Genomic DNA, 12,006 nt, shown 5'->3' on the forward strand with positions numbered 1-12,006 from the left:
CATTGCGAAAGCTAATGTCACCGCCGAAGGGTTTTTTCGTTTTAGTACATTCACATTTTCAGAAAACTTCAATTGCGTCCACTAAGGCTCCTACCCTCCTACTGGACAGATGCCCAAAACACATATGCACGGGCAGAGGCCCAATCAGCCTAACACCATGACACATAATATACGATGTACGCAAGGGCGTGCCAAACCATTACTCGAAAGGGGTATGAACCATGTCCCAAGTTGAAGATACAAGAGGCGGATACGGATACTGTGGCGTTGGAGGATTCACAAACATTGGTGCCATTCTCGTACTGTTCATCCTGCTCGTAATCATCACAAAATCCTTCCTGTACTAATACGCCTTCGCTATGTATACGCACACGACATCATGAGTTTACATCACACATCAATAAAGAAGGGTATCTCGGGATACAGCCCGAAATACCCTTCTTTTCTTGCTTCTACGACTCATTCACTTGTGATGAATAAACCTGACGGCTCAGCCAAAGCTTAAGCTAATTGGGTTCTTCTACTCGTCCTCTTCCTCTTTGAGCCATTTGCTGCCCTGCGAACGACGCATCAGCACAATCACAAGTACACCGAGTACAAGTGCAATGCCTGTTATGCTCAGACCTTCCATTCCTGCTGCCAGCATCGGCAACCACATGAGCAATGCGGCTATAACATTCAGTTGGAAGATGAAACCGAGCACCTGTGAACGGCGGCTCTCTCCTGAGATCGGATAGATCATGATCCAGAAGGATTCACTGTGACTGCGGCGTAGCACCCCCAGTTGAATGCCTGTAAGTAGCAGGAAGAACAGATATACCCCGATTCCGAAGTAACTGCCTGCCGTCCACCAGGAAAGCAACATACCCAGAATGATCAGACGCAGAACAATGGTGAATACTTCCGTTCGAATAAATGTTTTGGTCATGAGATATCGGTAAGCCTGTCCCGCATTCCATGGAAGCCCATTGCCCCATTTGCTGAGCCAGCGGCGAGCGTTTACCTTTTGCCCGGACGATGGCACATCGACAAACCAGCCTAATGTACGCATCACTCTGCCTGCCTGTGTCTGCTCCACCTGAATCAGACGTTCCCAAGCGACTCGGTGTTTAACAGGTATACGCAACGCAACGATATAAACAGCGGCCAGTAACAACAGAAACCAAAGGCTGCGTAGTGGCGGTTGCCATAGCCAGGCGGCAACGGCAAGTATAGCCAGTGCCCAGCGGAGCATCCGATATCCCTTGGACGCTCCAGCCTGAACCATCCTCAGTTCTTGCCATGCACCATAACTGGACAACACTTTCCATAGTACGAGAAACAACATCGACCAGCCTAGTGGTTTGGCATCTACATCTGCCCTTACATAAAGTGGCCACAAAGTAAGAAATACAAAAAGCAGCAACAGCATTTTATAAATAACGCCACGCACAAAGCTGTTTTTCAAATAATCCTTCATCCGGTACTCCTGCGGCCGCAAGAAGACAATATCTGCCGGAAGCAAATATGTACGATAACTGCTAAACAGTGCAAGCGGAGCCAGCAACAATAAAGCAATCCAGCGAATCGGAAATCCCGCAGGAATATTCTGTACGAAGGAGGTATACCAAGCGGAGAAAGCGATGACGAGAAACAGAAATACCATCGCCACGCCGCTCTGAATGACATAGCCCACATAAGGTAAAATTCCATTCCAAAAACCTGTCCGACGTTGCTTCCATAACAGCTTGAGATCCATACTAATCCCTGCCTTGCACGAGGGAGTAGAACATGTGCTCCAGCGGTGTGTCAGGCTCCCCGAACTTCGTACGCAGTTCGTTTAGTGTTCCTTGAGCAATGACCTGTCCACGATGCAATACAACGAAGCGGTCACAATAATTTTCAATCGTGGACAAAATGTGTGAACTCAGCAGAATGGAAGATCCGGCTGCTTTCATCTCCAGCATAAAATCAAGCAGTGAACGAATACCCAACGGGTCGAGTCCAAGAAATGGTTCATCGATAATGTAGAGTGGCGGTCCTGCCACAAAAGCACACATAATCATGACCTTTTGACGCATCCCTTTGGACAGATGTGTGGACAGACTTGTGCTTTTCTCATTCATGCGGAACAAATTCAGTAACTTCTCTGTCCGTTGTTTAAAATCCGCTTCGGACACATTGTACGCTCTTGCCGTAAACTCCAGATGCTCCATGACGGTCATTTCATCATATAATTCAGGAGATTCCGGTACAAAGGCCATCGCAGATTGGTAGATCTGTGCATCCTCGTCCCGTTTTTTGCCCATTACCCGAACTTCTCCCTGTTGCGGAGTCATCAGACCGAGAATATGTTTCATCGTTGTACTCTTGCCAGCACCGTTTAATCCAATCAATCCGACCATTTCTCCGCGGCCTACTTCCAGGTTCACGTCATGAAGCACTGGCCGTTTGGCACTGTATCCACCACTAAGCCCGCTGATTTGCAGCACAGGCGATTGAACATTTTCCATCTATCCCTGCACCCCTTTCATCCGATTATTCCTCAGAGCGCGGCGCTCTGTCTTTGCTCCATTTGGGCGCTCCCTTGTTTTTGCGGTTCTGGTCGCTATCTGTGCGGCCTCCGTTGCCGCTAGGTTTGCCGCTTGCGGGACGCTGACCCGAATTCGAAATGGTTGCTCTCGTACCCGGTTTCCGGTTCCCTTGAGCTGGCTTGCGATCACGGGACTGTCCCGGTTTCCGCGAGAAAGAATGTCCTTCAGGGCGCGTATCCGGCCGCGGATCAGCCACCAACACTTTACCTCCGAAGAGTGTACGCTCCTGTAATTCAATTCCGAGTTCGCGAGCGAATTTACGCATGATGAAAATTTGGGTTTCATCGACGATGGACAATACAATTCCTGAACGTCCCATTCGGCCTGTCCGGCCTGCGCGATGAACATAGTGCTCTGAGTCAAAAGCAGGGTCATAGTTGATGACCATTGGCAAACCTTCAATGTCCAGTCCTCTTGCCGCCACCTCGGAGGCGATCAGCAATTGAATTTTGCCGTTACGGAAAGCGGCGAGTACGTTGCTGCGAGTCACTTTGTCGGCATCTCCGTAAAGCGCAGCTGCGGACAGCCCGAGGTGATTCATTTTTGCCTCAACCTCACCGATATCCTCCGTTGCATTCACAAAGACGATTGCCCGATCCGGGTTGTATTGTCTAACCAGACGACGCAGCATATCGATCTTGTTGCGGCTCTCTTCCACAAAATAATAATGTTCGAGTCCTGCAGCCGTCGCACGATCCGGTTCAATACCGATATGAACAGGCTCTTTCATCTCGCGCTTAGCAAGTGTAGCCGTATGTTCGTCAATTGTAGCTGACAGGAAGATTAACTGACGGTCGCGCAGCGCACTTTTCAGCACAAATTCCACGTCACTTACACCGCCGAGCTGGAACACCTGATCCGCTTCATCAATAACAATGGTCGATACATTGTGCATTTTCAGCTTTTTAAGTGTGATCAGTTCCTTCAACCGTCCAGGCGTACCCACAACCAGCTCTGGATGCTCACGCAATTTCTCGATCTGACGTTTCACGGCAGCGCCGCCAATCAGACCTTGTACACCGATGCCGCGATCCGCACCGTAACGCTGAGCCTCACGCACAATTTGCATTGCAAGTTCCTGCGTTGGTGCAATAATCAGTTTTTGGGTTCCTTTAATATCACTTTTGATGGATTGAAGCAGCGGCAGCAGATACGCCAGCGTTTTGCCTGTTCCTGTCTGTGACTTGGACACCACATCTTTCCCTTCCAGAATAACCGGAATGGTCTGTGCCTGTACCGGGGAAGGCTCGTTAATGCCGTGCTGAGCTAACAATGCTCCCAGATCCTCTGCTACGCCAATTGATGCAAAAGTTTGATTCGTCATGTATTCCATCCTTTAAATTTATTCTTAAAAAACAAAAGCCTGTCATCACATTACCTCTCATTATATGCGAAAAAAGCCCGCTTACCAAATCTTATTGCCGAAATGTCCAAGTCTGCGCAAAAAAAAGAAAAGCCCCTCGGCGGAGCCCTTCTTCATCCGATATATGGTGCACTCGTTACATTCTACTTCTGATTCATTACACCGTGTGACAAGCGGTCAGCCAGTCTCGGGAACAACTGATATAGCCAAATACCCGCTGATGCCAGCCGTGGCAAATTCACTTCTTCCTTGTGTTTCTTCATGGCCCGAATCATGTGGCCCGCTACATTCTGAGGTGTCAGCATCAGCCAGCGCACATTGTTTACGTAATTCCCTGAAGGATCAGCACGATCAAAAAACGGTGTATCAATGGGACCTGGATTAATCGTCGTGACAGTGATGCCCGTCTTGCGCAGTTCCTGACGCAAGGCATTGCTAAATCCAAGTACAGCATGCTTTGTAGCCGTATACGATGCTGATTTGGCCGTCCCTATTTTACCAGCCATCGAAGCTACGTTTACAATCTGGCCTTTGCCCCGTTCCAGCATATGTGGAAGCACAGCTTTGGTACAACGGACAATGCCCATGTAATTGACGTCCATCATCTCATCGAATTCTTGTACAGACATGTCTGTCATGGCAGCAAATTTTCCGTATCCGGCGTTATTCAGCAAAATATCGATTCGTCCGTATTTATGTAACATCTCATCTACAGCCGTCTGAACCTGCTCACTGTCTGTGACATCCAGCGTAAGCAGTTCATGCCGCCCCCGTAGTGAAGCACCAATCTGATCCAGCTTGTCCCGCGAACGGGCAGCCAAAATCGGGATGGCTCCTTCCTCGATCAGCATTTGTGCACAGAGCGCACCGATTCCACTTGATGCCCCTGTTATAAAAACAACCTGATCTTTCAGCATGGTTGATGTCCTCCCGTAATAAAACACATTGGGCCTCTTGAAGGCCTATGCTTCTATTTTACGAGATCATCACCTGAATATCCATCTCGCCAATTCCATCCATCATCAAAGGAATGCTAAGCGCTTTTGTTGCATTGAATTTAGCTAAAATTTCAGATTGCATCACTTGAGGAGGCGTAATATCCACGACAACGCCTTGGTTGGACAGAATTGTACTTGCATTACCACTGATCATGTTACCGAGCTCAGAGATCGCACTTTTACTCATATCGTCCATCTCGGTGATGACAAAACCACCCATCATAGCTGAAACGATTTTCAAAGCCACCGTCTCTTGTATACCAAAAACAATATTTCCGCTCAACTGCCCCGTCATTCCAATTACGATCCAGACATGGTCAGCAATGTACTCTACATTTTTCACGCCAAGATTCCCGGTGGAAGGCGAAACCTGGATTAGCTGTTCAAAAACGTTGCGTGCAGATTCCAGGAATGGGTTAATTACTTCCGCTTTCACTGTATATGTCCTCCTCACACTGGGTTATTGGTCACACACCAAAAGTCCCATATTCTTTAAATTTATTATACTTTATCACGTACGAGAATTCATTAAGAATTCAGGAAATCTTGTGTACTATAATTTATCGTCATTAGAATAGCAAATGTTTATAGCTGTTTTTGTCGCTTTACACTTTTGGAAAGAAATATTATTCCCTCGTTGATACTGTAAAAAGAATGTAGGACTTTTATACCGGTTGTGTATATAGTTAAAATTTTAAATTTTAGCTTACTTCACATTTATTCCATTTATTTAGTCCATTAGTCTACTTTCAAATAGGCGTATGCCCTTCATTGCTCTGATCTCCGTAATCCCCTATAATTTAAGATAAAAGAAACAGAACCCGTCACGGAATTCACTGCATGACACATGACATACAGAGGATATTTTGTTGCAAGGAGGCCGTATATGAACATCAGCCAGCTCGAAACGCTGATTACTATTTCCAAAACGATGAGTTTCCGTAAAGCGGGAGAACTTCTCAACCTGACACAGCCGGCTGTCTCCGCTCAGATCAAAAGTCTGGAAGACGAATTCAACACCGTTCTTGTCGATCGGAATCAACCCGTAACCCTCACCGATCGTGGGCAGGTCTTTCTGGAACATGCTGAACGGATGCTCGATATTGTAGATGAGTTAAAACAAAAGCTGTCCGATCTAGATGAAACGCCACAAGGACGTATTGTACTCGGAACAACGACATCTATTGCGATCCAAATATTGCCAAGGGTGCTCTCTTACTTTCAGGATCAATTTCCACTCATTAAAACAAGCATACAATCTCTGCCCTCCGCGCAGATTTATACACAGGTCGAGAATGGTCTGGTGGATATCGGAATTGGATATTTGACCGAACGGAACCCTAACCTTAGTACATCGGTGCTATACTACGATACATTTGAGCTTGTTGTATCCCCTTCCCACCCGCTGGCGAAGAAAAAACATGCCGCAGTTGATGTACTGCGGAGCACACCTCTGATTCTCCTGTCCCCGGATACGGTTGGGCGCCGGTTTACGGAAGCCGTTTTCAAAAAATATAACATCGAACCCAATGTTGTCATGGAGTTGTCGAGTAGCGAAGAAGTGAAACGAATGGTGGAGATTGATCTAGGTGCAGCCATTATCTCCAAACAATCTGTTGCACAGGAGCTGCGGCAAGGTACACTCCGCATGATCCCTTTAAGTGAGCTTGAGGTCAGCCACCCTGTAGGTGTCATTTATAAATCCAGTCGTTATCTGAATTCGGCGATGCATCAGTTTCTGAGTGATCTCAAAGGCATGCCGGAGACTCAATTTATCAGCTCAGAATAAGCCTAGATAAGTTGAACTATTCTTTTTACACGTGAACGGAGAGGACAGAAAAAAACTGAAAAGCGGAGCGCTCGCCTAAAAGCTTTCTGCAAGAAAGCTACATCGGAAGCATACGCTTATCACCGGATTTTCCCCTTCGGAAAGGGAATCAAAAAAATCCGGGGATAACAGCGATTGAAGGTTGTTCTGTCATCGGAGTGGATTGTGTAAAATCTTCAGTTCAACTTAAATAGATGAAAAGAAAGGGTAGGGATTCCATATGAAATTTGATCTTCATACACACCATTTCCGCTGCGGTCATGCGGACGGCAACATCAGGGATTACATTGAAGCAGGCATAGAGGCAGGACTTCAGGCTATTGGAATCTCGGATCACACCCCTTACTTCGGCAGTGAACTGGAGCAGGCTCATCCGCGAATTGCAATGGGTAAATCTGAATTACAACATTATGTAGCTGAAGTGCTCGCGTTAAAAGAAGAATATGCCGGTAAAATTGACGTTTTGCTCGGAATCGAATCCGACTACTTTCCATCACATGCTGAATTGTACCGAACAACGCTGGGACAGTACCCGTTCGACTATATTATCGGTTCCGTGCATCACACGGAGGATATCAGTATTTTCAACAAAACCCGCTGGAACGGACTAAGCAACGCTCGCAAAATTGAAGTGAAAGAAGGCTACTATGCGCTAATCGCAGAATCGGCCCGTAGCGGCATGTTCCAGATTCTTGGGCATATCGATGCGATGAAAGGCAACTATCCGCCATTTTCCGAAATTATTGCAGATCATGCGATAGACGAAGCTCTTCAGGTGATAGCCGATGCCAACGTGGCGATTGAGATCAACACCTCGGGCAAAACTAAGCTTAGTGGCGGTTGGTACCCGTCCGATGCTATCCTGGAACGTGCCAATCATTACGGCGTAAAAGTGACCTTCGGTTCAGATGCTCATATCCCGGGCCGGGTAGCTGATGAGCTTGACCTTGTTCGCACACGTCTGCGGGAGATCGGCTTCACCGAATGGGTGTATTTCAAACAAAAGCAAATGCAGATTGTTCCTCTATAAAAGTTGGTGAAACACAAAGATCCCCACGTAGCATGAATTAAGCGTGAGGATCTTTTCTTTTCTTGTTTTATCTAATTCCCTGGTAAGGCTCCCCGTCATATCTAACTCACACCCTGTTTCTGGTTCCCATCGTACTCTAACGATCACCAGAAACCTTATTTCGCGTGTATTGGAAGGTTTTACATTCTAACGATCACCAGAAGCGTTATTCGGGTGAATTTGCTGTAAATAATAGAATTCTGACCGAGTTTCAGCAAAATAAGCTCCAATGGGATCGTTAGAATTCCAGGCGGCCTGTTCGGGGGCAAATAAGGTTTCCTGAGATCGTTAGAATTCCAGAGTTCATAAATTCCAATCAAGGTGTGTCTTGAAACTTTCTGTGGTGCATCCTTTACTGCCTTTTACCTCCTCCTGTGCCACTTTCCCTTAACGTACCCCAGCATATCTGCGGGAAAATCTCTGGCTTGGAACGAAAATTCAGCAAATTTGGCTTTCTTCAGCGTTTTCAGACACACTCTAGTAGATTATATTTTCAGTCAAAAAAAATGAACCCGCTCAGAGCGGGTTCCAACAGCATTATCTATTATCAAAAAGGGGGTCATGAGATAAGTTTACCCCTTGTCTGTTAGAGTTCAATTGCAACTATATTTCAATTGTGTAACAAATGATTGAAGTTCGTTTCAGTTACCTTATCCTCTATTACGTTATGACATTCCCGGCTTGTTCGATGCCAGCTTGTGGAAGCTGTTCGAGGTACAGATCATGCTGGAACTGTTCGCGGTACATGCCATACACCTTAACATCCATCGAGCTTTCGAATGCCCCGTCTTCACCGTCGTTCAGTCCATATGATGGAAGATTCCGCTCATAAGTCATGCCCATTTTAAGCAGTACCCGTTCAGAGGAACCATTGGCCTCGTAACAGCGTGCTTCAACTCTCCACAGATGAAGCTCATCAAATCCGAATGTCAGCAAACGATGCACCGCTTCCGTGGCCACGCCTTTACCCCAGCACGCCTTGTCCAAGATGTAACCGATCTGTGCAGTCCCTTTTTGATCATTCCAATGCTGAAAAGAGGTAATGCCGATCACTTGCTCTCTCCCTTTCCAACAGATGCCGTAATGCAGTGAATCCAGCTTGGCGCTGCTGCTCCGAATCTGGTTTAGCAGTTTTCTCGCCCGAATGGGTGGAGGTTGGCTCCCTCGATTGACGTATCGAATCACTTGAGGATCGGATAAGAGTTCAGATAAAGTGATGTAATCACTTTGACGTAATGACCGAAGTACAAGACGCTCTGTCCATAAGGCTGGTAGCCCTTGGATTAGCATATTTCGATTAAGCATGACAATCACTCCTTTGCCTAACGGGCTCTAGTCCGGTAAGACAAGCAAGCTCTAAGGATGATCCGGCATGATCCTACGATTGAATGACATAAATTGTAGTATGTCCTGTCATTATTCAGCTTTATTCGGTCACGATACTCCAGTTACTCTTGTAATCCGCGATAGATACCTGAGCGTATTTCACGAATATATGCTTCAAGTGCCGGAACTTCTGCTTTTTGTGCAATCCGTACTTCATGTTCAATATCGTAAGGAACCCGAACAAACTGAAGGTTAAACGGCTTTTGGCTATCATCGCCGTATTCCCCTTCAAGAATACAATATGAGGCTTGTGGAAGATCAAGCGGATTACCTACGCTACCCGTGTTAAACAGCATTTTCCCTTCCAGATATTGAAGGAAAGCATTATGAACATCACCATAACCCACCACGTCAGCCGCTCCAGCCTCTGATTCGTCCGTCGGAGGATCAAACATGGCCAGCCGCTTGTCCATCTCATCCCATGGCTGTACGCGATGGTAGACACTTTGCGGTGAAGCATGGACTAATCGAACGGTCCGTCCGCTTAATTTAAATTCATAACTGAAGGGAAGGCTTGCCAAATAAGCCACTCTGTCGGCTCCCAGTCGTTCAGCTTGCCATGTGAAATCACGGACGTCCTGATTCACCGCGATCAGTTCATCCCAGTTGCCACGAATGACCACTTCACATGTTGCTCTGACCTGATCCACCACTTCAGCTGGTTGCGGCCCTTTGCCCACAAGATCACCCAGACAAAATATCCTGTTCAAACCACGATGCTGCATATCTTTCATCACAGCTTCCCAGGCAGTCATGTTGCCATGAATGTCGGATACAATCGCTATACGTTCCATCTGGTTAACCCCCATTCATGTATGTTAAGCCTCATCTTTCACTTACATCATCCCGGCTTAAATGAAGCACGGTCAGTTCAGGTCTGCATAGAAAACGAATGGGAAGCTGCGTCATGCCAAATCCCCGATTCACGTAAACAGGCATCTGGGGCGTAGATGTATAATGCAATCCCTGGATATATTTACGTGACCCCCGCGGAGTCGTCATTGCACCGAACCAGGGAAAACGGACTTGACCACCATGACTGTGACCGGAGAGTTGCAACCCAAATCCATGCGGAGCGGCATAATCGGCATAATCCGGTTCATGCATAAGTAGCAGTTTCCACACACTCTCACTTAACCCTGTAACAGCCTCTTCCAAGTCGGGCTCTCCTGTTAACGCATCATCCAGACCTACTACCGCAAACTTTCCGTTTCCACGTTCAATAACGATATGCTGGTTGAGTAAAAGGGTAAAGCCCGCTTCACGGAACATCTCCATCACATCCTGCTGTTGACGTCCTCGATAATCATGATTCCCGAGCACCGCAAACTTCCCGTACCTTGCTGTCATAGACGCAAGAATCGGTACACACTCACGCATTGGCTCGGATTGTCTCTCAACGATATCTCCGGTAAAACAGATGAGATCCGGTTGCTGATCCTTGATTTGTTCTGCCAGTTTGCTCAACTGTTTTCGCCCTGTATGAAAACCAAGGTGTACATCACTGAAATGAACGACACGCATTCCATTAAACGCTTCAGGAAATGAGGGGAACTTAAGATCAATATGATTGACTTGTAGACGCCGCGGCTCCCAAAGCGCGTATCCCAGTGTCAGCACACTCGCTACCAAAGTCATCACATGTTTTCGTAGTTGGAACATTCGACGAGAAGGGTCATGATCCTTTTCTTCTCCAGGAAAAAGAGGTGCATTCGAACGGTTTGGCCCGTTCAAGTGTCGGGACGGCGAGTTGCCGCTGTTCAACCGTGGTGTCTTTCCCATCATTCCCCTCCTCGGGTCAGTTTTCTTAAAAGTTGTTACAGGTCATATCCATCCCTGTAGTATACCATATTCTGCCTTGCATGCCTGCTTCCTTCGATTGATGACAAAAGAAGCCGTGACCCGCCAAATTCTGCGCGGGATCACGACTTCTCAGAGGAGCAGATTGAACCTCTGCTTCTCGATTACACCATTATACACCCAGCCAACGTTTGAACATATGCTTGGTGGTTTGTTTATTCATCTCAGCGATGGACGTTGTGAGCGGGATGCCTTTTGGACATGAACGCACACAGTTCTGCGAGTTTCCGCAGCCTTCAATACCGCCATCGTCCATCAACGCTTCCAGACGTTCTTCTGCGTTCATCTCACCGGTAGGGTGAGCGTTAAACAGACGAACCTGAGACAGCGCAGCTGGACCAATAAAATCAGTTTTTTCGTTAACGTTCGGACAAGCTTCGAGACATACGCCACAAGTCATACACTTGGATAGCTCATAAGCCCACTGACGTTTCTTCTCAGGCATACGAGGCCCTGGACCAAGGTCATACGTACCATCGATTGGAATCCATGCTTTAACGCGCTTCAGAGCGTTAAACATCCGCGTACGGTCAATGACAAGGTCACGTACCACCGGGAAAGTTTTCATGGGTTCAATGCGAACGGGTTGTTCAAGCTTGTCGATCAAAGCCGCACACGCTTGACGCGGTTTGCCGTTAATAACCATGGAGCAGGCGCCGCACACTTCTTCAAGACAGTTGGATTCCCAACAAACCGGCGCAATGGATTTACCATCCTTATTTACCGGGTTCCGCTGAATCTCCATCAGGGCGCTGATCACGTTCATGTTCGGACGGTACGGAAGTTCAAACTCCTCAGTATATGAAGATGACTCCGGGCTGTCTTGACGGGTGATAATAAACTTGACGGTTTTACTCACTGTTGCTTGTTCCGCCATATCGTTGTCCCCTCCTCTGGTGACGATGATTGTATTGCTGGTGCGCAAAGCT

At 47.1% G+C, this 12,006-nt stretch carries 12 protein-coding genes; 3 read left to right on the forward strand and 9 right to left on the reverse strand.

The genetic code is table 11. The annotated features are described in order from the left end of the window. Nucleotides 1-221 precede the first annotated feature (221 nt). Nucleotides 222-347 carry a YjcZ family sporulation protein gene (locus Q9R46_RS27955; RefSeq protein WP_208606778.1) on the forward strand — a complete coding sequence of 42 codons (126 nt, stop codon included), beginning with the start codon at nucleotides 222-224 and terminating at the stop codon, nucleotides 345-347. Nucleotides 348-520: 173 nt separating this feature from the next. On the opposite strand, the gene Q9R46_RS27960 is transcribed toward Q9R46_RS27955, so the two are convergent. From Q9R46_RS27960 to Q9R46_RS27980, 5 genes are all read right to left on the reverse strand, one after another. Next, on the reverse strand, nucleotides 521-1,738 hold the full coding sequence (locus Q9R46_RS27960) for an ABC transporter permease (RefSeq protein WP_311282552.1): 1,218 nt from the start codon (nucleotides 1,736-1,738) through the stop codon (nucleotides 521-523). Between the two features lies 1 nt (nucleotide 1,739). Further along, nucleotides 1,740-2,492 (reverse strand): ABC transporter ATP-binding protein, encoded by a 753-nt coding sequence (locus tag Q9R46_RS27965; protein WP_145335498.1) that lies wholly within the window; start codon nucleotides 2,490-2,492, stop codon nucleotides 1,740-1,742. A 25-nt stretch (nucleotides 2,493-2,517) separates the two neighbouring features. Continuing rightward, a complete protein-coding gene (locus Q9R46_RS27970; protein WP_311282553.1) occupies nucleotides 2,518-3,897 on the reverse strand; it encodes a DEAD/DEAH box helicase in 1,380 nt (459 codons plus the stop codon). 182 nt (nucleotides 3,898-4,079) lie between these two features. Then, a complete protein-coding gene (locus tag Q9R46_RS27975; RefSeq protein WP_311282554.1) occupies nucleotides 4,080-4,853 on the reverse strand; it encodes an SDR family NAD(P)-dependent oxidoreductase in 774 nt (257 codons plus the stop codon). Between the two features lie 58 nt (nucleotides 4,854-4,911). Further along, on the reverse strand, nucleotides 4,912-5,370 hold the full coding sequence (locus tag Q9R46_RS27980) for a chemotaxis protein CheX (protein WP_145335503.1): 459 nt from the start codon (nucleotides 5,368-5,370) through the stop codon (nucleotides 4,912-4,914). Nucleotides 5,371-5,820: 450 nt separating this feature from the next. Between Q9R46_RS27980 and Q9R46_RS27985 the strand changes: the two genes are divergently transcribed. Both Q9R46_RS27985 and Q9R46_RS27990 read left to right on the forward strand, forming a co-directional pair. Continuing rightward, nucleotides 5,821-6,723, forward strand: coding sequence for a LysR family transcriptional regulator (locus Q9R46_RS27985; protein ID WP_090919420.1), 903 nt, complete (start codon nucleotides 5,821-5,823; stop codon nucleotides 6,721-6,723). Nucleotides 6,724-6,982: 259 nt separating this feature from the next. Continuing rightward, a complete protein-coding gene (locus tag Q9R46_RS27990) occupies nucleotides 6,983-7,792 on the forward strand; it encodes a histidinol-phosphatase (protein ID WP_145335505.1) in 810 nt (269 codons plus the stop codon). Between the two features lie 699 nt (nucleotides 7,793-8,491). On the opposite strand, the gene Q9R46_RS27995 is transcribed toward Q9R46_RS27990, so the two are convergent. The 4 genes from Q9R46_RS27995 to sdhB form a co-directional block, all read right to left on the reverse strand. Then, nucleotides 8,492-9,136, reverse strand: coding sequence for a GNAT family N-acetyltransferase (locus tag Q9R46_RS27995; protein ID WP_311282555.1), 645 nt, complete (start codon nucleotides 9,134-9,136; stop codon nucleotides 8,492-8,494). 143 nt (nucleotides 9,137-9,279) lie between these two features. After that, complete coding sequence (locus Q9R46_RS28000; protein WP_145335508.1) at nucleotides 9,280-10,011, reverse strand: metallophosphoesterase family protein; 732 nt, start codon at nucleotides 10,009-10,011, stop codon at nucleotides 9,280-9,282. 31 nt (nucleotides 10,012-10,042) lie between these two features. Continuing rightward, nucleotides 10,043-10,999 carry a metallophosphoesterase gene (locus Q9R46_RS28005; protein ID WP_311282556.1) on the reverse strand — a complete coding sequence of 319 codons (957 nt, stop codon included), beginning with the start codon at nucleotides 10,997-10,999 and terminating at the stop codon, nucleotides 10,043-10,045. A gap of 190 nt (nucleotides 11,000-11,189) precedes the next feature. Then, nucleotides 11,190-11,954 carry a succinate dehydrogenase iron-sulfur subunit gene (gene sdhB, locus Q9R46_RS28010; RefSeq protein WP_090919432.1) on the reverse strand — a complete coding sequence of 255 codons (765 nt, stop codon included), beginning with the start codon at nucleotides 11,952-11,954 and terminating at the stop codon, nucleotides 11,190-11,192. Nucleotides 11,955-12,006 lie beyond the last annotated feature (52 nt).

The organism is Paenibacillus sp. RRE4, from assembly GCF_031844205.1.
In the GTDB taxonomy this organism is placed as follows: Bacteria; Bacillota; Bacilli; order Paenibacillales; family Paenibacillaceae; genus Paenibacillus; species Paenibacillus xylanexedens_B.

Coding starts and splice junctions, on each gene's coding strand:
- Q9R46_RS27995 (WP_311282555.1), bottom strand. CDS start 9,136: ATGCTTAATCGAAATATGCTAATCCAAGGGCTACCAGCCTTATGGACA.
- Q9R46_RS27960 (WP_311282552.1), bottom strand. CDS start 1,738: ATGGATCTCAAGCTGTTATGGAAGCAACGTCGGACAGGTTTTTGGAAT.
- Q9R46_RS28000 (WP_145335508.1), bottom strand. CDS start 10,011: ATGGAACGTATAGCGATTGTATCCGACATTCATGGCAACATGACTGCC.
- Q9R46_RS28005 (WP_311282556.1), bottom strand. CDS start 10,999: ATGGGAAAGACACCACGGTTGAACAGCGGCAACTCGCCGTCCCGACAC.
- sdhB (WP_090919432.1), bottom strand. CDS start 11,954: ATGGCGGAACAAGCAACAGTGAGTAAAACCGTCAAGTTTATTATCACC.
- Q9R46_RS27965 (WP_145335498.1), bottom strand. CDS start 2,492: ATGGAAAATGTTCAATCGCCTGTGCTGCAAATCAGCGGGCTTAGTGGT.
- Q9R46_RS27990 (WP_145335505.1), top strand. CDS start 6,983: ATGAAATTTGATCTTCATACACACCATTTCCGCTGCGGTCATGCGGAC.
- Q9R46_RS27985 (WP_090919420.1), top strand. CDS start 5,821: ATGAACATCAGCCAGCTCGAAACGCTGATTACTATTTCCAAAACGATG.
- Q9R46_RS27970 (WP_311282553.1), bottom strand. CDS start 3,897: ATGACGAATCAAACTTTTGCATCAATTGGCGTAGCAGAGGATCTGGGA.
- Q9R46_RS27975 (WP_311282554.1), bottom strand. CDS start 4,853: ATGCTGAAAGATCAGGTTGTTTTTATAACAGGGGCATCAAGTGGAATC.
- Q9R46_RS27955 (WP_208606778.1), top strand. CDS start 222: ATGTCCCAAGTTGAAGATACAAGAGGCGGATACGGATACTGTGGCGTT.